Annotated in this window: 16 protein-coding genes and 1 rRNA gene; 13 read left to right on the top strand and 4 right to left on the bottom strand. The window is 57.3% G+C overall.

The window, feature by feature from the left end; translation table 11 throughout:
* Positions 1 to 34: 34 nt before the first annotated feature.
* Complete coding sequence (locus FYJ31_RS01730; protein ID WP_047379305.1) at positions 35 to 1,243, bottom strand: ROK family transcriptional regulator; 1,209 nt, start codon at positions 1,241 to 1,243, stop codon at positions 35 to 37.
* Between the two features lie 173 nt (positions 1,244 to 1,416).
* Here FYJ31_RS01730 and FYJ31_RS01735 point away from each other — a divergent pair, with 173 nt between their 5' ends.
* From FYJ31_RS01735 to FYJ31_RS01745, 3 genes are read left to right on the top strand one after another with little or no spacing between them, the layout of a single operon-like run.
* The gene (locus FYJ31_RS01735; RefSeq protein ID WP_007051828.1) at positions 1,417 to 2,706 is read left to right on the top strand and encodes an ABC transporter substrate-binding protein; all 1,290 of its coding nucleotides are present in this window, start codon (positions 1,417 to 1,419) and stop codon (positions 2,704 to 2,706) included.
* 21 nt (positions 2,707 to 2,727) lie between these two features.
* Positions 2,728 to 3,657: a carbohydrate ABC transporter permease gene (locus FYJ31_RS01740; protein ID WP_007051829.1), complete on the top strand. Its 930-nt coding sequence runs from the start codon at positions 2,728 to 2,730 to the stop codon at positions 3,655 to 3,657.
* 18 nt (positions 3,658 to 3,675) lie between these two features.
* Entirely contained in the window at positions 3,676 to 4,542 is an 867-nt protein-coding gene (locus FYJ31_RS01745) for a carbohydrate ABC transporter permease (protein ID WP_007051830.1), read from the top strand.
* A 58-nt stretch (positions 4,543 to 4,600) separates the two neighbouring features.
* Here FYJ31_RS01745 and FYJ31_RS01750 read toward each other — a convergent pair whose 3' ends face one another.
* Positions 4,601 to 5,620 (bottom strand): LacI family DNA-binding transcriptional regulator, encoded by a 1,020-nt coding sequence (locus FYJ31_RS01750; protein ID WP_012472085.1) that lies wholly within the window; start codon positions 5,618 to 5,620, stop codon positions 4,601 to 4,603.
* A gap of 117 nt (positions 5,621 to 5,737) precedes the next feature.
* Positions 5,738 to 6,766 carry a LacI family DNA-binding transcriptional regulator gene (locus tag FYJ31_RS01755; protein ID WP_013583019.1) on the bottom strand — a complete coding sequence of 343 codons (1,029 nt, stop codon included), beginning with the start codon at positions 6,764 to 6,766 and terminating at the stop codon, positions 5,738 to 5,740.
* A gap of 207 nt (positions 6,767 to 6,973) precedes the next feature.
* Here FYJ31_RS01755 and FYJ31_RS01760 point away from each other — a divergent pair, with 207 nt between their 5' ends.
* The 9 genes from FYJ31_RS01760 to ilvA all read left to right on the top strand — a co-directional run bounded on the left by FYJ31_RS01760 (position 6,974) and on the right by ilvA (position 20,047).
* Positions 6,974 to 8,302, top strand: a complete 1,329-nt coding sequence (locus FYJ31_RS01760; protein WP_007054611.1) for an ABC transporter substrate-binding protein — start codon at positions 6,974 to 6,976, stop codon at positions 8,300 to 8,302.
* A gap of 61 nt (positions 8,303 to 8,363) precedes the next feature.
* On the top strand, positions 8,364 to 9,482 hold the full coding sequence (locus tag FYJ31_RS01765; RefSeq protein WP_007054610.1) for a glycoside hydrolase family 172 protein: 1,119 nt from the start codon (positions 8,364 to 8,366) through the stop codon (positions 9,480 to 9,482).
* Between the two features lie 246 nt (positions 9,483 to 9,728).
* Positions 9,729 to 11,054, top strand: a complete 1,326-nt coding sequence (locus FYJ31_RS01770; RefSeq protein WP_007054609.1) for an ABC transporter substrate-binding protein — start codon at positions 9,729 to 9,731, stop codon at positions 11,052 to 11,054.
* 132 nt (positions 11,055 to 11,186) lie between these two features.
* A complete protein-coding gene (locus FYJ31_RS01775; RefSeq protein WP_007057508.1) occupies positions 11,187 to 12,098 on the top strand; it encodes a carbohydrate ABC transporter permease in 912 nt (303 codons plus the stop codon).
* Between the two features lie 2 nt (positions 12,099 to 12,100).
* The gene (locus tag FYJ31_RS01780) at positions 12,101 to 12,925 is read left to right on the top strand and encodes a carbohydrate ABC transporter permease (RefSeq protein ID WP_007054607.1); all 825 of its coding nucleotides are present in this window, start codon (positions 12,101 to 12,103) and stop codon (positions 12,923 to 12,925) included.
* Positions 12,926 to 13,025: 100 nt separating this feature from the next.
* A complete protein-coding gene (locus tag FYJ31_RS01785; RefSeq protein WP_007057512.1) occupies positions 13,026 to 14,696 on the top strand; it encodes a glycoside hydrolase family 13 protein in 1,671 nt (556 codons plus the stop codon).
* Between the two features lie 31 nt (positions 14,697 to 14,727).
* A complete protein-coding gene (locus tag FYJ31_RS01790) occupies positions 14,728 to 16,590 on the top strand; it encodes a Sip1-related alpha-galactosidase (protein ID WP_007054605.1) in 1,863 nt (620 codons plus the stop codon).
* Positions 16,591 to 16,713: 123 nt separating this feature from the next.
* Positions 16,714 to 18,534, top strand: coding sequence for a glycoside hydrolase family 13 protein (locus tag FYJ31_RS01795; protein ID WP_007057515.1), 1,821 nt, complete (start codon positions 16,714 to 16,716; stop codon positions 18,532 to 18,534).
* A 247-nt stretch (positions 18,535 to 18,781) separates the two neighbouring features.
* Complete coding sequence (ilvA, locus tag FYJ31_RS01800) at positions 18,782 to 20,047, top strand: threonine ammonia-lyase (protein WP_029680071.1); 1,266 nt, start codon at positions 18,782 to 18,784, stop codon at positions 20,045 to 20,047.
* Positions 20,048 to 20,191: 144 nt separating this feature from the next.
* Here ilvA and FYJ31_RS01805 read toward each other — a convergent pair whose 3' ends face one another.
* The gene (locus FYJ31_RS01805) at positions 20,192 to 20,947 is read right to left on the bottom strand and encodes a Sir2 family NAD-dependent protein deacetylase (RefSeq protein WP_154535790.1); all 756 of its coding nucleotides are present in this window, start codon (positions 20,945 to 20,947) and stop codon (positions 20,192 to 20,194) included.
* 575 nt (positions 20,948 to 21,522) lie between these two features.
* Here FYJ31_RS01805 and FYJ31_RS01810 point away from each other — a divergent pair.
* Positions 21,523 to 21,645 (top strand): 16S ribosomal RNA (locus tag FYJ31_RS01810); the annotation flags it as partial.

Genomic DNA, 21,645 nt, shown 5'->3' on the forward strand with positions numbered 1-21,645 from the left:
TTGGCTCCCCTCTCTGAGGGGAGCCAAGAACGGCCTACCCAATATGCTTCACAATCACGCGACTGGCGGCGGCTTTGGCCCAGAGCTGCCAGTCGTGGTTCATAATCGTGAACTTGACCGGCTGGGTCTGGCTGTGACGGTAGAAACGAATGCCGTCACGTAGCGAATCGGTGCCGAGCTTGGCCAAAAACGCGGACTCCCCGGCAATCATCACATGCCCGGGCATCGCGATATTCGCCACCGTAGCCACCAGCGATCCCAACCGGAAACACGTCCGGTTCACCAACTGCGTGGCCTGCGGCACGCGTTCCTTGGCATCGCGCGCAAAGTCCTCAAAACTGACCGCGCGACCCACAATCGCAGAGTACTGTTCGGCGATTGAATCGTCAGTCAAGCATTGTGAACAGCCGATATGTCCGCTGGTGCAGCGCGGCCCCTCCGGATCGATAAGCACGTGGCCCACCAGACCATAGCTCTTATCCGGGTACTGCACTGGCTTGCCGTTCACGGCCAGCGAATAACCAACACCCACGCCGATGGTCACCACGGCGAACATATCCACGCCGACACCCGGCCCGAACCAGGAGGCATCCACCAGCAGAGAATCGATATCATTGAACACCCCGCACGGCAGGCCGGTCGCCTCTGTGACCATCGTCCCCAAGTCCGTGGCCCCGTCCCAATGCAGGAACGGCGCGAACGTCACAATCGAATCGTCGACCACATGCCCACCTACCGCAACGCCCACCGCAGTGGGGGAGGGTAGTCCGGAAGAGGCGATATCGGCGGAACATTCGCGCACCAGCCGCGTGATGGCCGACACCACATACTCAGCCGACTGATCCGCCCCGATCGGCACCTCGTGCCGGCCGGACACCACCTCGCCATGCGCGTTCACCGCAGCGGCCACAATCGACATCCCATGAACCTTGACACCAATGAAGGTGCGTGCGTTCGAACACAACACCAGCGAAGTCTGCGGGCGTCCGCGACGATCCGAACTTTCCCTTGGCGTGAATCGCTCGGGCAGCTTGCCTGACGGGCCGGCCTCGGCCGGAAGCTCCTCGATCACCCCGGCGTAGATCAGATCGCTGGTGATGCGGGACAAGGCCCCTTGGCTCAGTCCCAGCATCTGTGCCAACGTAGTGCGGGCTATCGGCCCGTATTGGGCAATTGCCGCCGCCACGCGATGCGTATGCTCGGATCCGGAAAACCACTGTGGAATCGCGTTGACATCAGACATGCAAGCCCCTTCGCTGTATTTATTGCGTTAATCACAAAATACCGCGCTTTTTGTTGCTTGCGCAAGTGGGCTCGCTGGCGCTGGGAATGAAATGGCCGAACCGTTACCTTGGAAAGTGGAAGAACCGCCGGCACCGAAGCCGGAGGAAAAGAAAGATAAAGGAGTCAACAATTATGCTGTCCGATTCCCCGCATGCAACGCCTAGACTGAAGCGTCTGGCCGTGCGCACCGCCGCCGTGATGTGCGCGATCGCCGTCGGGTTCGGCCTGGCAGGCTGCGGCTCCAGCACCGCAGGCACCGTCACGCTGGATTTCTTCCAGTTCAAGTCCGAGGCCGCCGACCAGTTCAAGTCCATGGTCGCCGACTTTGAGAAGCAGAACCCGACCATCAAGGTCAACATCAACAACTCCGCCAACGCCCAGACCGATCTGCGCACCCGTTTCGTCAAGAATCGTGTGCCGGACGTGATCACCTTCAACGGCGACATCAGCTTCGGCAACTTCGCCGCCTCCGGTGTGTTCTACGACTTCACCGATGAACCCATTGTGGACACCCTCAACCCCGGCATGGTGCAGATCGCCAAGAATCTGGTGCAGACCACCGATTCCTCCAAGAAGCGCCTGTATGGCCTGCCCTTCGCGGGTAACGCCTCCGGCTACATCTACAACAAGGCTCTGTTCCGCAAGGTTGGCCTTGACCCGGAGAATCCGCCGACCACCTGGAGCGAGTTCACCGATATGCTCAACACCTTCAAGGACGCCGGCATCAACCCGCTGCAGGGTTCCGTGGCCGACGCCTGGACCACCCAGGCACCGCTCGCCTCCCTGACCGGCACGCTGGTTCCCGAGTCGAAGTACACCGAGCTCAAGCAAGGCAAGACCACGTTCCAGGAACTGTGGAAGACCGCAGTCGAGAAGGAATCCGAGCTCTTCACCTACTCCACTGCGGACACCGGCGTCACCTACCAGCAGGGCACGCAGAACTTCGCCCAAGGCAAGGCCGCGATCATCCCGCTCGGCACCTACGCCATCCCGCAGATCCTGCTGATCAACCCCGATATCGAACTTGGTTTCGCCCAGATGCCGGCCACCGATGACGCCAGCGAGCAGATCCTCACCGCCGGCGACGACGTGATGCTCACCATCGGTGCGAACACCAAGCACCCCAAGGAAGCGATGAAGCTCGTCGAGTTCCTCATGCAGAAGGATCAGCTTGACGCCTACGCCGACGCCCAGTCCGCCATCACGCCGCTGAAGGACACCTACTTCGGCAACGATGCGCTGGAAACCGTGCGCCCGTTCTTCGAGGAAAACCGACTGGCCGACTTCTGCGACCACTACATTCCTTCGTCCATCAACATCGGCGGCTACCTGCAGACCATGGTGACCTCCGGCAACACCGACCGCTTCCTGAACCAGATGCAGACCGAATGGGACAAGGTCCAAGCCAGGACCTTCGAGTGATCGGTAGGAGAGGAGAACATCATGTCACACGCAACCGCAACCAAGACCGCTGCCAAGAAACCGGCCAAGAAGAAGGTCTCCGCCTTCTCCACCCGCAAAGTGGACCCCGCCTACTACTGGATGGTGGTTCCGGCGGCCATCATCTTCGCCTTCTTCCTGTACCTGCCATTTCTTGATGGCGTAAAGTATTCCTTCACCAACTCGCAGGGCTACGGCGATTACAAGTTCATCGGACTGAAGAACTACATCGCCCTCTTCCAGGACAACCGAGTGGGCCATGCCTACCTGTTCACGTTCCTCATCGCCATTCTCATCACGGTGCTGATTAATGTGATCGCCCTGTTCCTGTCGGTGCTGCTGAACTCGAAGATCGCCTTCAAGAATGGCTTCCGAGCCATCTTCTTCATCCCCTACACCCTCTCCGTGCTGGTCATCGGCTACGTGTTCAAGTACATCTTCATGAACCCGCTGCCCGAGCTCGGCAAGGCGCTGGGCATCAAGTGGCTGTCCACCTCGCTGTTGACCAATGAGCAACTCAGCTGGATCCCAATCGTCTTCCTCGCCGTCTGGCAGGGCATCGCCTACTCGGTACTCATCTACCTCGCCGGCCTGCAGACCATCGACGACGAAATCTACGAGGCCGCCGCCATCGACGGCGTCAACGCCTGGCAGAAGTTCTGGAAGATCACATTCCCGCTGATCGGACCGTTCTTCACCATCAACCTCGTGCTGTCCATGAAGAACGCGCTCGGCACCTTCGATCAGGTCGTCGCCTTGACCGAGGGCGGTCCGAACTCCTCCACCGAAACCGTCACCTACCTCATCTGGAAGGGTGGCCTGACCGGTGGCGAGTACGCCTACCAGACCGCAAACGCCGTGCTCTTCTTCATCGTGCTGGCGATCATCGCCTTCGTACAGCTGCGCATCTCCCGCAGCCAGGAACAGATCTGATTTAGGGGAGGATAAGAAATGACTACTGCAACAGTTACCCCGTCCAAGTCCGGCAAGCCCGCCAAGTTCCGCAGGGACCACAAGATCAACTGGTGGCTGACCGCCGCCGTGGCCGTGCTGAGCCTGACCATTCTGATCCCGCTCTACTTCACCATCGTCACCGCGCTGAAGACTCCGGCCGAAGCCGGCACCTTCGCCCTGCCCACCTCGTGGCAGTGGCACAACTTCGCCGACGCCTCCGCCAAGGTCAACTACCCGAAGGCCGCGCTCAACTCCGCGATCATCACGGTGGCCGCCGTGGTGCTCACCCTGCTGACCAACACCTTCGTGGCCTACGCCGTGGCCCGCAACATGGACAAGCGCTTCTTCCGCTTCCTGTACTACTTCTTCATCGCCGCCATGTTCGTGCCGTTCCCGGTCGTCATGCTGCCGATTGCGAAGCAGATGGGCTCCCTGCACCTGGACAACCAGGTCGGCCTGATCATTCTGTACACGGTGCTCGGCCTGGGCACGAACCTGTTCATCGCCACTGGCTTCATCCGTTCGATTCCGGTTTCGCTGGAAGAGGCGGCCCGAATCGATGGCGCATCCACGTGGCGCATTTTCTGGACCATCATCTTCCCGCTGATGAGCCCGATTAACGCCACCATCGCCATCCTGACCGCACTGTGGGCCTGGAACGACTTCCTCCTGCCGTTGATCATCCTGACCGACCAGTCGAACCAGACCATCCCGCTCGCCCAGTACGTCTTCAGCTCGCAGTTCGCCACCAACTACCCGATGGCCTTCTCCAGCTACCTGATGGCCATGGCCCCGATCCTCATCGTCTACATCTTCGCCCAAAAGTGGGTCGTCGGTGGAGTCATGCGAGGCGCTGTGAAGTAGTGCAGCTCCACCCAAGCCTCCTTCGGTTTTCCGCCGAGGGGGGCTTTTCCCATATCGCCTATTCCCGCACTGGCCCACTGGTCGCGCCGGGCTCGACCGCCACAGGTACAGTCGTATGAGGGTCGTCCAAGGTCTTCCCCTCAACCAAATTCAGTGCCTTGCGCGCGGCAATCTGTCCGATTTCGCGCGGGGGAGTTGGCACCATGGTGCTTAATCCAATGGATTCCGCCACGTCGGACCCATCAAAGCCAAAGACCGAAACGTCTTCGGGGATTCGTACTCCGATTGCCTGCAACTCATGTACCACGCGCAATGCGTAGTAGTCAGACCACACGCAGATAGCGGTCGGCCGCTCAGGCTGCGCGAGCATGGTGGCGATGACTTGTTTGGCCGAGCGTGGTGATTCCGAGTCGATGAAGTGGATGCCGCAGTCGGTGAGGCCAAGCGAGACTATCTCATCTTTGTATCCGCGTGCGCGTGCATCGAATCCCCATTCCTTGCCGGTCAGCGGATCGGTGCGCCCCACATAGCAGAAACGACGATGCCCGAGGGCCGCAAGATAACGCACTGCCATGGCTTCGGCCGCCTCGTCATCAATGGCCACGGAGGCTTGGCAGCAGCTGATATACGGCGAATTCACCGAGACGATGGGCATACCCATGCTGGCCAACGTGTCGGCTTCCTCATCGGTGGCGGAAAATCCGGATACGATGAGGGCGTCGGCGTTACGATTGGCTGGCAGCCGAGTAAAGAATTCCGCACGCTCCTCGACGCTGCCGGCTCGGTATACGGTCAAGTCATAGCGTGCGCGGCTCAGTTCGTCATACAGCCCGTCGAATAATTCGCCCATGAACCAGCCGGCCAGCCGTTCGCGAGCCAGCATGGCAATGCGATTGGTGCGTCCGCTTGCCAGCGCCGCCGCCGAGCGAGACGCGGTGTAATTCAGCTCTTTGGCCGCTTTCAGCACCTTATCCCGCGTAGCTGCTGCCACGTGATCCTTACCTCGCAAAGCGCGGGATGCGGTAAAAGTTGAGACTCCGGCCGTGAGAGCTACGTCGTTGATGGTCGCGCGTTTCATGGTGAATGGGTGGCCGCCTTGTGGCTGTTACCCGGTCGTCCTTCCTCTGGCTGGTACCTGTTGTTTCGCTGTTGCAATAATGATATGCACATCATCAAATGCGGACGTTGTCGATGTTTAATCTCGAGGTGCTGGGCCTGTGGTGCCGCGCAACATGAGCGTCGTGGGAACAACGATGCAACTTTCTGTCAGAATTTCGCCTCGTGATAATCGGATTGCGGCATCTGCCGCTAATGCTCCGTAGGACCGAGGGTCGTGCCGAACGGTTGATATATTGAGCGCTTGTGCCATTGGCCAGTCATCGAATCCGATGACGGATATGTCCTCAGGTACGCGGAATCCGTATGAGCGAAGCGCATGGACTAGAGGAATGGCATTCTCGTCGCTGATGCAGCATACGGCGGTTGGGCGAGGGGAGAGTGCGAGCAGGCTACTGAGTGCCTCTGCTCCGGCAAATTCGTTGTCCTGTACTGCGATGATGTATCCGTCGGGCAAGTTGAGTCCCTCAGCCGCCATGCCAAGACGGAACCCTTCTATACGTTGGTCAGCTTCCCATATGAATCCGTTACTGTCTTGCTGCTTGCAGATAAAGGCGATATTGCGATGTCCCAGTCCTGCGAGCTGATGAACGGTTTGTCGCATTGCTATAATTTCGTCTACGCCGATGGAAATCATATCTCGCTGTTCCGTAAGCCCGATGGTGTTGACACCGATGACTGGCATACCGAGTTGTTCTAAGGTTCGCCTCTCTGTCTCGCTGATGTCGAAGGAGGAGATGATGACCGCGTCTGCGTTGCGCTTCACTGGCATTGAGGAAAAGAAATCGCGTCTTTGATCGGCGTTTGCAAGTCGGTATGATAGCAAGTCATATCCTTGGGATGCGAGCACGGAATATACGCCTTCGGCTAGTTGTGAACTGAACCAGCCAGCCAGTGAGTTACCTACGGTAAGTGCTATACGATTTGTCTTTCCCGTTCGCAGCATGGAGGCTGTTTTCGATGCTGAAAACCCCAACTTTGCACATGCATCAAATACCTTTTGCCTAGTAGTTTCCGATATGCGGTCACGTCCGTTGATTGCACGAGATACGGTCGCCGCAGAGACTCCAGCCTCCTTGGCTACTTCATAGATTGTTGGTTCGCTCATGGGATCTCCTGCATTGCGTAATCGATTGTATTGTATCTGGATTTTGAAGTTAAGGCCACCATTGGTGTGATGCAAGGTTGACGGGTTCCGCAAAAAGATGTACGATGTGCGTAATCGATATCGCAAATATATTTTATTGCCGCCGAAAAATGGTGACAGTAAAGAGAAATATCGATTGCATATGATGAGGATGCAAGGAGGTAACCGATGAATAGGATTATGCGTAACAGCGGCGCGGCGCTTGCTGCGATATTTATCGCTGGAAGTCTGACTGCATGTGGTCCCGGCTCGGCAAGTAGCTCACGAAGTGATACAAATCCTACTGAGGTCAGCACTGATTTAGGTAATAAAAAATATGAGCTGACTTTGTGGGATGGAGCGGGTCTGAAGGCTGTAGATGAGGCGCTGATTGCCGGGTTCGAAGCGAAATACCCAAACATCACCATCACGGGACAATATGATCCGGATAATGTCTCTGGACAAAATGGCCCGCGTGTGATTTCAGCAAAAGATGCGCCGGATATCGCCCGCGTCACCGACATGAATTCAGCGGTTCGTGGCAACCATTTGGTGTCTTTAGAGGCATATGTGGATGCGTACGGCTGGGATGTTCCCGATTCGCAGACTGAATTGTATCGAGTGGATTCAAATGGCAAGCTCGGCAGCGGTGATTTGTACGCATTGCCGAACTCCTATTCGGTGACTGGCATTTATTTCAATACCAAGCTTGCCGAGCAGCTAGGTATTGATGCAGCTCCTACCTCTGTCGAGGAGTTTGAGGCGGATATGCAGACAGCCAAGGATGCCGGCATACTGCCGATGATGACATATGCCAAGGATGGCGGTACCTCTTTTGTCTTTCAGGCGTTAATGGCTAATAACAGTTCTGCGGAAGATGTGCAGAATTGGATTTTGCAGAAATCTGGTACCTTCGACAATCAGGCGGCGCAGGACGCTGCGTCCACCTTGCAGGATTGGAATAACAAGGGATATATGCCTGAAGGTGTTAACGCAGTGGATGCCTCTACTGCTCTGAGCAGGTTCTGCAATGGTGAAGGACTATTTTTCCCGAGCGGTAATTGGAATCTGGATACTGTGGCCAAAGCGCTGGGTGATGATGTTCAGTTCTTTGCTTTCCCGGGTGCCACCAGTGAAGATGAGCCGAACGTTGCTGCTAATGCAGGTGCATTTTATGGTATTCCGGTGAATGCTAAGAACCGTGATGCTGCTGCGGCGTTCCTCGATTATACGCAAAGTGCCGAAGCGCAACAGATTATTGTTGACAATTCTGGCTATTTGCCAAAATCATCTACTTTGGATCTCAAGGCGAATAGCGCATTGCAGCAGAGTATGTTTGATGCCTATGCCGACGTGCTGACGAGCGGTCATACTAGCGATTTCATTAATAATGCTACTGCGGGAATGCAGTCAAGTGGGCTAATCCCTAACTTCCAGTTACTGCTGGATAACAGCATCACGCCTCAGGAATTCACAAAGAATGTGCAGGCGCAATATGACAAAGAAGCGAAGCGGTAGAAACAGCTTCAACTTATATGCCGCTTTCGCTAGCGACGCTTGATTTGAGGAGAGTCAACCTATGATGATGGCAGGACCGTACGCGGGAACTTTATCGGATTTGCCGACTGTCCGCGACGAAGTAACATGTTCGATTAATGCGGAGAACCCAACGGGAGCCAAGGGTTTTGGTTGCCGTGAAACTGGTCCGTTGGGGCCGTCGCGCAAGGGAAAGCCGTGTTTGAATGACATTGCTCCCGGGCAGTCTGTGACATTGGCAGATATTGAAGGCCCCGGTTGTATTCGGCACATGTGGTTTACCGTTACGGATCGCACCAGTGACGCTGATCGATACGTTCTGCGCGATGCGGTGCTTGCCATCTATTGGGATGATGAAAAGCGACCTTCTGTGGAATGTCCCCTAGGAGACTTCTTCTGTTGCGGCTTTGGACAAAGTTGCGATGTGTTCTCAGAGCCTATTGTGGTGGCACCTACACGAGGTATGAATTGTTATTTCACGATGCCGTTTCGTAAACGGGCACGTATCGTAGTGCGCAATGACCACGCTCATGCTATTCCGGCTTTGTTTTATCAGATTGATTATGCATTGGGTAATGCGTATTCCTCCCGTGAAATGGCTTATTTCCATGCGCAATGGCGCAGACAGCCAATCACTACTTTAGGCGAGGACTATGTAATCCTCGATGGAGTCAGCGGACGGGGCCATTACGTCGGCACATATCTTGCTATTTCTACGTTGCAACGATATTGGTGGGGTGAGGGAGAGATTAAGTTTTTCCTAGATGGCGATAACGATTATCCCACAGTGTGTAGTACCGGCACCGAAGATTATTTTGGCGGTGCATGGAGCTTCGCTGAGCAGCGAGATGGTCATACGCGCGAGCGTACTTTTTGTGCCCCATATGTAGGATATCCATTTTATTCTGTGCGCGATGGGGCTATAGCAAACCAATATCATGACGATTATTGTCCACCTATGCGTGGCTTGTACCGATGGCATATTCCTGATCCCATCAGGTTTGATAGTGAGCTTAGAGTCACGCTTCAACAAATTGGTTCAGGATATGAAGGTGCATTTGAGCGTCAGGATGATGTGTCTAGCGTGGCGTACTGGTATCAAATTGAGCCACATTCAATTTTTCCCGAGCTGCCCGAGCCTTCGAAACGTCATCCTAGGTGAATGAATAAGCGCTTAGGTATTTAAGGGACCGATGTTGCAATTTCGCGAGAAGGAAGTGCTTGCCTATGGGGAACGTCAAGCCTTCCTCATTTCTTCGGGAATCGGCCATTTGTTTGCGTGTTGCGGATTTGACGAACCGGTTCGACATCTGTTATCCTCATGCATAAGCGCTTAGCAAATACGCTAAGCCGAGATAGCCAAGGAAGACATAGCCGGGATCGCCCGGAAGGAAGAAAGGAATGATCAATGAGGATTGAACGAACCGCCAAAACCGTTATTGCCGGTCTGATGTCTGTGGCATGCCTGGCATCCGTCGCCGCTTGCGGCCCGGGCTCGTCCAGCAACAAAGCCAACACCGAAACCGAAGCGGTGAGCACTGATCTTGGCGATACCAAGTATGAGCTCAAGCTGTGGGACGGCGCTGGCCTGAAGACCTTTGATGACCAGCTGATCGAAGCCTTCCAGAAGAAGTACCCGAACATCACCATCAAGGCCACCTACGATCCGGACAACACCTCCCAGCAGAATGGCCCGCGCATCATCTCCGCCGCCGACACCCCGGACATTGCCCGTATCACCGACATCAACTCCGCTGTGCGTGGCAACCATGTCGTCAATCTTGACGCTTACGCCGATGCTTACGGTTGGAAGCTGCCGGATTCCCAGACTCAGGTCTACCGCGTGGGCTCCGACGGTAAGATCGGTTCCGGCAGCCTCTACGCAGTGCCGGACGGTGTCTCGATGACCGGCCTGTACTGGAACAAGAAAGTCGCCAAGGAACTCGGCATCACCGAGGCTCCGGCCACTGTCGAAGAGCTCGAGGCCGATATGAAGAAGGCCTCCGACGCTGGCAAGCTCGCCATGATGATGCCGGCCAAGGAAGGCGGCACTTCCTACATCTACCAGGCATTGCTCACCAACTATGAGGGTCGCGATACCGTGCAGGATTGGATTATCCAGAAGGATGGCGCCACCTTCAACACCGACGGTGCCGTGAAGGCTGCACAGAAGATCAAGGACTGGCAGGATGCCGGTTACTTCTCCTCCGACGCGCTCGCCCTTGACGGTTCCACTGCACTGAGCCGCTTCTGCAACGGCGAAGCCCTGTTCTTCCCCTCCGGCAGCTGGTACTCCGCCTCCATCAACGATGCACTTGGCGATGACGCCGGCTGGATCGCCTTCCCCGGCGAAAAGGCCGATTCCGGTTCTGCCGCAGCCAACGCCGTGACCGCTTTCGGTATCCCGGCCAACGCCAAGAACAAGAACGCTGCAGCCGCCTTCCTCGACTTCCTCCAGTCCGACGAAGCCCGCCAGATCGCAGTTGACAACGGCTACCCGCCGGTCGGCGAAGGCGAGACTCCGAGCACCGATAACCAGCTTCTCGGCCAGGTCCTTACCGCCTACGAAGGTCTGGTGAAGACCGGTAACACCACCGACTACATCAACAACGCCACCGCAGGTATGCAGGCCAGCGCCATTATCCCCGGCTTCCAGTCCCTGATTGACGGCACGATGACCCCCAAGGCATTCGTCGAATCCATTCAGGCTCAGTACGAGAAGGAGGTCAAGTAACCCTTGCACTTACCGGGCGGAGTGTTCTTCCCTTTTTCCCGCTCCGCTTGGTTCCTTCCCATCGCGCGCACGACGTTGTGTGCGATGTTCGATTCCCAGTTCACACCAAACCAGCAAAGCGTGGTGACAATCATGGATTCCCATAAGGCAGCCAAGGCGGTCAAGCCCAAGCGCAATATGTCCCTCGGTCTGGTCAGCCTGCTTTTCCTCGCTCCGGCGCTTGTGTTCTACATCGCCTTCGAGTTGTGGCCGATCATTCAGACCATCTGGTACTCGTTCTACGAGTGGAACGGTATCGATGCTAGCACCTTCATCGGTGTCGAAAACTACATCACCGTGTTCACCGACCCCGATCTGTACGGATCGATTCTGCACTCCTTCTACCTGATCATCTTCTTCTCCATCATCCCGATTGTGCTCGGCCTGATCATTGCCGTGCTCATCAAAGACATGAAGTCCAAGGTCGGTCGTTCCTTCGCGCAGGTTTGCCTGTTCCTGCCGCGCGTTATCCCAGGCGCTGCAGCCGGTGTGGCCTGGACCTGGATGCTGGCCGACAAGGGCACCGCCAATCAGCTGCTGCGCGCAGTAGGCCTCGGCGACTTCGCCCACGTGTGGCTCGGCGACCAATCCACCTCCCTGAACGCGGTAGGCGTGATTGGTTTCTGGCTGCAGCTCGGCTTCTGTGTGGTGCTCTTGCTCTCGGGCATCGGCGGCATCGACCAGTCCCTGTACGAGGCAGCAAGTCTTGACGGTGCCGGCTGGTGGCGTCAGCTCTTCTCCATCACGTTGCCCGGTCTGCGCGGCCAAATCGGCGTATGCCTGACCATGACCATCATCTCCGCGCTCGCCAGCTTCGACGTGGTGTACATGTCCACTCAGGGCGGCCCCGGCACCTCCACCATGGTGCCCGGCGTGCAGGTCTACCGCTTGGCCTTCACCCAGCAGAGCGTTGGCTTGGCCTCCGCACTCGCCGTCACCCTGATGATTCTCGTGCTGCTGGTCGTCGGACCTCTGCAGCGTCTGGTCAACGGAAAGGAGCAGTGACCATGCAGCAATCCAAAGCCGTTCGCATCACCGGCACGGCGATGCTCGCTCTGACCGTCCTCTTCTGCGTACTGCCGTTCCTGAGCATGCTCTCCGCGGCATTGCAGCCGCAAGGTTCCATGCCCGAAGGTATCCAGTTCACTGCCCACCCGCACTGGGAGAACTTCATCGACGCCTGGAACATGGCAAACATCACCCCGCTGCTGCTCAACAGCTGCATTCTGGTGATCGTGGTCGTGCCCTGCGTGGTGATCTTCTGCTCGCTCGGCGGTTATGCCTTCGCTCAGCTCAAGGTGCCGTGCAAGGGCCTGATCTACGTGCTGTTCCTCGTCGGTCTGACCATTCCGTTCGAAACCTTGGTCACTCCGCTGTACTACGAGATCAGTGGCATGGGCTTGCTGAATACCCGTCTTGCCCTGATCCTGCCGCTCATCGGCCTGAATATTCCGTTCGGTATTGTGTGGATGCGCTCCTGCTTCGAGCAGATGCCGCGTGATCTGATCGAAGCCGCATCCATCGATGGTGCAGGCCATCTGCGCACGTTCCGTTCCATTCAGCTGCCGTTGGCACTGCCAGCCATCTCCTCGCTCGGTATTCTGACCTTCCTGGCCACCTGGAACCAGTTCCTGTTGGCTGTGGTGTTGGAGAACGACCCGAACAAGCGCACGATGGCAGGTGCCCTACAGTCGTTCGTTGGCCAGTATCAGACCGACGTGGTGCTGCTCAACGCGGGCGCACTGCTCATCATGGCACCGACGATGATCCTGTTCATCTTCCTCCAGCGCTACTTCATCCGCGCCATGCTTGCCGGCTCGGTTAAGGGCTGATCCGAAGGCAAGAGGATGTAGGGTATGGCCGCCGGAACAGTGTTTCGTGCGGCCATACTGGTAAAACCATACGTACCGAGCAATCGGACAGGGGAACGATATGACTTTCACCAACAATGACTGGTGGCGCGACGCCGTCATCTACCAGATTTACCCCCGCTCATTCAGCGATGCCAATGGAGACGGCAACGGTGATCTCCAAGGCGTGATCGATCGTCTCGACTATCTGCAGGCGCTCGGGGTGGACGCGCTCTGGCTTTCTCCATTCTATCCATCGCCGCTGGCGGATGGAGGTTATGATGTTGCCGACTATTGTGATGTGGATCCCCGCCTTGGCACACTCGATCAGTTCGACGAATTAGTGGCCAAAGCGCACGAACGCGGTATCGGCATCATCGTGGACATCGTGCCGAACCACACGTCCGATCAGCACCGTTGGTTCCAAGAGGCCCTGGCTCAAGGTCCGGAATCGGAAGCGGCACAACGGTATGTGTTCCGGCAGGGCAAGGGGGAGCACGGCGAATTGCCGCCTACCAACTGGCTGAGTAACTTCGGCGGTTCCGCATGGGAGTCGTGTGGAGACGGCTGGTACTACCTGCATCTGTTCGCCAAGGAGCAGCCGGACCTCAATTGGGACAATCCCGAGGTGCGGCATGAGTTCCTGCGTGTACTCACATTCTGGTGCGATCGCGGTGTGGACGGTTTCCGCATCGATGTCTCGCACGGTCTGGCCAAAGACCTGCGTGAGCCGCTGCGCGACCGTATCGACCCGACACTGATGTCTCCACAGGCTACCGATGGCTCCGATCCGCTCTGGGACCGCGACGCCGTGCATGATATCTACCGTGAATGGCGCGACCTGTTCAATCAGTACACGCCAGCCAAGTATGCGGTCGGCGAATCGTGGTCGCCATTCACCACCCGTATTTTCCAATACGCCAAGCCTGATGAACTTGGTGCCGTATTCGACTTCTCCATGTCAAAGGCCGCCTGGAATCGCGAAGAATACCGCACCACGATTGAGCGCACGCATCGCTATGCTCTCGCTGCCGAAACCGCCCCCACCTGGGTGCTCGGCAACCACGATGTGCCACGTATCGCCTCGCGTCTCGGACTGCCGAGCGGTGCAAACATCGAGCAGTGGGTGACGTCCAACGGCACGAATCCGCCGATTGACCCCGCGCTCGCCGCTCGTCGTGCCCGTGCAGCAGCGCTGGTGATGCTCGGCCTGCCAGGTACCGCCTTTGTGTATCAGGGTGAAGAGCTTGGTTTGCCGGAGGACTTTGATTTGACCGAAGATGAAATTCAGGATCCCAATTGGGAACGTTCCGGTCATTATTTCAAGGGGCGCGACGGTTGCCGCGTACCGCTGCCGTGGCAGTCAGACGGCCCGGCGTTCGGCTTCAATGCCACCGGTGCTTCGTGGCTGCCCCAGCCGGCATGGTTTGCGCAGTATGCCACTAATCGTCAGATTGGTGACGGGGCTTCCGTCCTGCACCTGTATTGTGCTGCTGTCGCATTGCGCAAACAGTGGGTGGCCAACGGCACGGACTTCCAGTTCTCGTGGCTTACCAACGAAGAGTGTCCGGCGCCGCTGCTTGGTTGGCGCTTGCCGTCCGGCATGGTTGTGATGGCGAACTTCTCTGACAGTCAACCAGTCGCCTTGCCGCAGCCGATGACCGTGCTACTTGTGTCTGACGCGACTGTGCAGGCGAACACTCAGGTCGAGAGCGTTCCTCCAGCTGCTACCGTCTGGGCCTTGCCAGCATAATCTCATTGAAGAACACCAAGGAGTTACGCCAATGATTGCCGAAACCTGTCCAATAACCGTTCGCACGGTAACGGCCCATCTTGATACCGGTCGTGCCGTCTATGGCGAACAGGCTTCGGCAATCTGTGAACTGCCGGTAGAAGCCGTCACAATCGTTCCCGAATCATGCGAAGATGAGTGCACGTCCAGTGCGGGTATCCAGGGTGATGCTCAGGTGCGACTCTGGCGTATCGATGTGAACGCGCATGCACCCCAGCCCAAGGACCGCGCCGCTGCCTTTCAGGAACAACAAGCGTTTGAGCCCCACCATGCGATTGACGTGTCGCTCACCATGGCCGGCGTCGACAGCGGCAACGATGACACCATGCTGGCGCTATACCAGCACAAGGAGTGGTGGATGCGCCCGACCTGGGTGCGTACACCATCTGAACTGCCTGAACGCACGCAGTTATTGTTACGCCGCAACAACGATGCCGAAGATGCCGAGTGGCTAGTGTTGGTCGCTATCTGCGGCACGGATATTCGGGCTGATTTCAGTGGGCAGCCCGCAACAGAATCTGATGACACGGCTTTGCGGCTCGTGCTGTCTTCCAACCGGGTTGGTCGCACGACTCTATGTGACACTGCCGCATATATCGCTTGCGCATCCGACCCGTATATGGCCATTCGAGCTGCCACACAAACGGCAGCACGCCAGCTGGGTATTCGCACCCGTAAGGAGCGTCCATTCCCGGATGCGCTCACCGGGTTGGGATGGTGTACTTGGGATTCATTGGGGCGAGATGTCAACGAGCAGGCTATCGTCAACAAGATGGAGGAGTTCCAAGCCAAGCATGTGCCCATTTCCTGGGTGCTTATCGATGACGGTTGGTCCAACACGGATCGCACAAAGGAAACCCTGATCGACTTTGGCGCGGATCGCCAACGTTTCCCCCACGGGCTTGCCCACACCATTGCGCTGCTCAAAACGCATTATGGCGTGCGCAGCGTAGGCGTGTGGCAGGCGTTCCAAGGCTATTGGAATGGTTTGGACGAATCGGGTGTAGCCGCGGCCAGCTGCCCGACCGCAATAACCACCACGGCGAATGGTTGCCTGATTCCTGGAAGTCGTGCTGAACAACCCGCACAGTTCTGGGATGCCTGGGACGGCGAACTCGCCGAAGCCGGCGTCGATTTCGTCAAAGTGGATTCGCAAAGTTCCACGTCAGTAATGGTTCGTGGCACCGAAAGTTACGGTGAAGCCACCTGGGGACGCCATCAGGCGCTTGATGAAGTGACCTCACGACGATTCGGCGGCGCATTGATTAACTGCATGGGCATGGCACCGGAGGATTATTGGCATCGTCCTTCATCGCCAATCACCCGTAGTAGCGACGACTATCTACCGCACAATCCTGATTCGCTGGGCGAACACCTTATCCAGAACGCATACTGTGCACTGCTGATGGGGGAGCTGTACCACTGTGATTGGGACATGTTCTGGACGGAGCATCCCCATGCGCGAGTCCATGCCGTGCTCCGATTGCTTAGCGGCGGACCAGTGTATTGTTCCGATGCCTGCGGTCACACTGATGCGGCTGTCTTGCGTGATTTACTTGCCGAAGATGGTACATTACCGCGTCCTGATGAGCCGGCCCGACCAGTCATTGCGTCACTGCTCAATGACCCCGAACATACGGACTATGCGCTCGGTGTCACAGCAAGATTCGGCGCAGAACAGGTCATCGCTTTCGTCGGATTGCGCCGGCAGCCACAAATCGGCATTATTACGGCTAGCGGTCGCTCTTGCCGCATCATCGATGACCATGGTGCGACGATTGATATGAATCCGGGAGAAACCCATACTTGCGAGATCGAGTACGGCCGACTGCGTGTTTTCCGGGTGCAATCATGAAAGCGCATATGCCGATTGATATTTATTTTCCGGCACACCAACGCAGTTCTCCAATGGGAATGTAATTCGCCAATTTTTAGACTGTGAGCAACGAGCAATATAGATATCAATAAGGAGCCAATGATGACTACTTTCAACCGCGCAATAATCCCCGACGCCATCCGCACCAACGGCGCCACCCCCAATCCGTGGTGGTCCAACGCGGTGGTCTATCAGATTTACCCGCGCTCTTTCCAAGACACGAACGGCGATGGATTCGGCGATCTTAAGGGCATCACGTCGCGTCTTGATTACTTAGCTGATCTTGGCGTGGATGTGCTGTGGCTATCCCCGGTCTATAAGTCTCCGCAAGACGACAACGGCTATGACATTTCCGACTATCAGGACATTGATCCTCTGTTCGGCACGCTCGACGATATGGACGAGCTGCTGGCCGAGGCCCACAAGCGTGGGCTCAAGATCGTGATGGATCTTGTTGTCAATCACACTTCCGATGAACACGCCTGGTTTGAAGCATCCAAGAACAAAGACGACGAACACGCCGACTGGTATTGGTGGCGTCCGGCTCGTCCCGGCACCACGCCCGGCGAGCCCGGCGCCGAGCCCAATCAGTGGGGCTCCTACTTTGGCGGCTCCGCATGGGAATACTGCCCCGAGCGTGGCGAATACTTCCTGCATCAGTTCTCGAAGAAGCAGCCGGACCTCAACTGGGAGAACCCTGCCGTGCGCCGCGCTGTGTACGACATGATGAACTGGTGGCTTGACCGAGGCGTCGACGGCTTCCGCATGGACGTCATCACCCTGATCTCCAAGCGCACCGATTCGAACGGCAAGCTGCCGGGCGAGTACGGCTCGGAGCTTGAGGATCTTCCTGTGGGCGAGGAGGGCTATTCCAACCCGAATCCGTTCTGTGCGGACGGCCCCCGTCAGGATGAATTCCTGGCTGAAATGCGACGTGAGGTATTCGAGGGGCGTGAAGGCTTCCTGACTGTGGGCGAGGCGCCAGGCGTCACGGCTCAGCGTAACGAGCACATCACTGATCCGGGCAACGGTGAATTGGACATGCTCTTCCTGTTCGAGCATGTTGATTTTGATTGCGAAGGTACCAAGTGGAAGCCGCTGCCGCTTGACCTGCCGAAATTCAAGAGCATTATGGCCGGTTACCAGACTGCCGTGCAGAACGCAGGATGGGCCAGCTTGTTCACCGGCAATCATGATCAGCCGCGCGTGGTCTCCCGCTGGGGCGACGACTCCGCGGAGGAATCCCGCGTCCGTTCGGCCAAGGCACTTGGCCTGATGCTGCACATGCACCGCGGCACCCCGTACATCTATCAGGGTGAGGAACTGGGCATGACCGACGCCCACTTCACGCGTCTCGACCAGTACCGTGACCTTGAATCCTTGAATGCCTACCGGCAGAGGGTCGAGGAGGCCAAGGTGCAGTCGTCTGAGTCAATGATGGCCGGTCTGGCCGCGCGCAGCCGTGACAACGCGCGTACTCCGATGCAATGGGACGGTTCCGGCTACGCCGGTTTCACCGCTCCGGACGCCGCCACTGAGCCATGGATTTCCGTGAATCCGAATCATGCCGAGATCAACGCCGCCGGTGAATTCGATGATCCGGATTCGGTGTACTCCTTCTACAAGCAACTCGTTGCGCTGCGTCACAACAGCCCGGTCGTGGCCGCCGGCGACTGGCGACTGATTGACGCCGCTGATCCGCACGTCTATGCCTTTACCCGTGAGCTCGACGCTGAGAAGTTGTTGGTCGTAGTCAATATGTCCAGTCGAACCGTTGACCTGCCACGTGAGGCTGCCGAACTAACCGCCGTCGGAATCGCCGAGCCGAATGTGGTGATCAGCACGTATGACGCTCCGCACACCGTGGCCTCCCTTGCCAACCGCGAGCTCGACCCGTGGGAGGCAGCCGTCATCCAGTTGTAGTGCATTGAGTGCCTTTCTCCGCTCAAAGAGGTACTTCGGGGCTATCCCGAAATGCTATCTGTCTTGAGAGAGGTACCGTAACGTCGAAACCCCAGGTATAAGCATTGAAAATCAAGGCTTATACCCGGGGTTTTTGCTTCTCGGTACCCCTATGAAAACAGATAGCTGTCTGCAAGAGGCCGAATGTACCTCTGTGAAGCGAGATAGCCGGTGTCTCTCGGCATTGTGGTGCTTACAATGGAAAGCTATGGAACAAAAGGATGTTTTGAAGGCGCTGCAGCGTGATCATGCAGCCGAACTGAAGCTGGCCGCCAAACGTCTCAAAGGGACTGCCCGTCATACGGAAATTATCCCTTCGCCGGTATTGAGCGAGATGACCGGTCATGAGATTCTCCTGAAGCCGGAAAACCTGCAGGTCACCGGTTCCTTCAAGATTCGCGGCGCGTACAACAAGATCGCATCGCTCACCGAAGAGCAGATCGCCCGTGGCATCGTCACCGCATCCGCAGGCAACCATGCCCAGGGCGTGGCCTATGCGGCCCGTGAGCGTGGTGCGAAGGCCACCATCTGCATGCCGCAGATCACCCCGCCGCTGAAGGTCGATGCCACCAAGGCCTACGGCGCCGATGTGGTGCTGTACGGCGATGTGTTCGACGAATCCGCCGCCCACGCTGCTGAGCTCGCCGACAAGGAAGGCATGATTTACGTGCCGCCATTCGACGATTACGAAGTCATCTGCGGCCAAGGCACCATCGGTCTGGAGATCCTCGAAGACGTGCCGAACGTCACTGACGTGGTCGTGCCGCTCGGTGGTGGTGGCCTGGGTGCCGGCGTGGCGCTCGCCATCAAGACGTTCAAGCCTGAAGTGCGCGTAATCGGTGCGATTCCGGAGGGCTCCCCGGCCTGGAAGGACTCGCTGGCCGCGGGTCGTGTGTCTCCGGCTGACCATGTGGTTACCTCCGCCGAAGGTGTTGCGGTCAAGCACCCCGGCGACCTGCCCTTCGCTCTGATCAACGAGTTCCTGGACGATCTGGTCACCGTCACCGAGCGCGACATCAACGAAATGATTCTGCTCATGCTCGAGAAGCACAAGCTGGTGGTCGAGGCGGCCGGCGCCGTTTCGCTGGCCGCGCTGGAACACCTGAACCTGCGTTCGCGCAAGTTCGCCGCCGCCACCGGCCCGCACGTGGTGGTGCCGATTATGTCCGGCGGCAATATCGACACCGTGACCATGGGTGCGGTGATTCAGAAAGGTATGATCGCCCGCGGTCGCATCATGAACTTCGAGGTCGAGCTGCCGGATACTCCGGGCCAGCTCGTCAAGGTGGCCACCCTGCTTGCCGAGCAGCGCGCCAACGTCATTCAGCTTGACCACGACCAGTTCAAGGCATCCGGCCACTACACCAACGCGGTGTCTCTCGGCGTCACGGTCGAGACCAACGGCCCCGAGCACATCGACCGCATCCTCGTGGCACTCAGGGAAGCTGGATTCCAGCCCAAGCGCATCTACTGATTCCAATACCGCTGGCGGGAGGCCGCGCAGAAGTGTGCTCCAATACCTCCCGCTAGCGGGAGGTGGCGCGAAAGCGCCGGTGGATGGTTAACCAACAATCATCAGTTGCTTAACCACCCACCGGCGCTTTCGTTATGCTGAGGACTACTTGTTCTCCGCAATCGTCTCGTCCACCAACTTCGGCAGCGCGACGGCGATATCCTCATGAATCAAGCGGCTCGCAAGATGGTCATATTGCGTGTGACCCATATTCATGATGGTGATGGGCACGCCCGCCTGCGCGGCCACCGGCACAATGCTCGCTGCCGGGTACACCTCAAGGGTCGATCCGATTACCCATAGTTCGTCGGCTTTGGTGGCCAAGCCGTACGACTTCTCCATCGCTCCGTCCGGCAGTGCCTCACCGAAATACACCACATCAGTTTTGACAATGCCATTGCATGGCATATCGCCGCGATACTTCAGTTTGCGATGGCAATGTGGATCGGGTTCTTCATCCAAACGGGCCATGATGTCCGCCGTGGCATATTCCTGATGGCACTTCATGCAATGCGAGGTGCCGATGGTGCCGTGCAGGTTCACGATGACGCTGTCGCTGTTGCCGGCCTTCTCATGCAGCGCATCGAAGTTCTGCGTGGCCAGCAGCGTCAGCATGCCGGCTTGTTCCAGCTTGACCAGCGCCTTATGCGCGGTGCCGGGCTGTGCGTTCCATACTGGTGATTCCTTCTGCCAGCGCCAGGAGTACTCACGGTCTTCTTTGTTACGCAGAAACAGATCGATGTCGTAAACGCTCATTTGGTCAGGATGCTTGGTCCACACACCGTCTGGACCGCGGAAATCAGGGATGCCAGCGGACGTGGAAATGCCCGCCCCGGTTAATACAGCAATCTTCTTGGTCATAACTACAGGTATACCCGCGATTCATGAACGAAATCCGATGACGGAGCGCTGTCATGCGCCGATTGTGCGCCGGCAGTGTGGTTGCCGAGAGATGAACGCAGGGCCGACAAGCTGAAAACTCTCGCGACACGCCAGCCGAATAGTGGATTTGATGCTTTTCAGAAACATTTGAGGGGTTAACCTAGCCTCATCAGAGCAAAGTGGGCTCTGTGCGACACGCCGAGGGAACCGCGCTGTTATGCCGATTCCTGGGGTTTTTGTGTGCCTTGATTTGCGTGAATCCGGACATGCGTGTAAGTTATTCACCTGTTGCCGCTCAGCGCGGCGGGTTCCTTCCTCTGGTTGGTTTCCCGTCTGGCTGGTGTGGTGGTGGTTTGAGAACTCAAGAGCGTGTTTGTACTACTTCTTTATAGTCAATGATTGCCAGTTCATTCCTCGCCTGATTGCCTGTCGTGGTGGTCGGGTACCCGGGAGGGTTTGATGAGGGGTGAGGTTTTTTGAGGGCGTCCTTCCTTAAGGACGTGCTCGTCAATTTTTGTTTTGAGAGTCATCTGTCGATGTCTCTTCGCATTTTTTTTGTGGAGGGTTCGATTCTGGCTCAGGATGAACGCTGGCGGCGTGCTTAACACATGCAAGTCGAACGGGATCCATCAAGCTTGCTTGGTGGTGAGAGTGGCGAACGGGTGAGTAATGCGTGA

This window comes from Bifidobacterium sp. WCA-178-WT-4B (assembly GCF_009696495.1).
Lineage (GTDB): Bacteria > Actinomycetota > Actinomycetes > Actinomycetales > Bifidobacteriaceae > Bifidobacterium > Bifidobacterium infantis.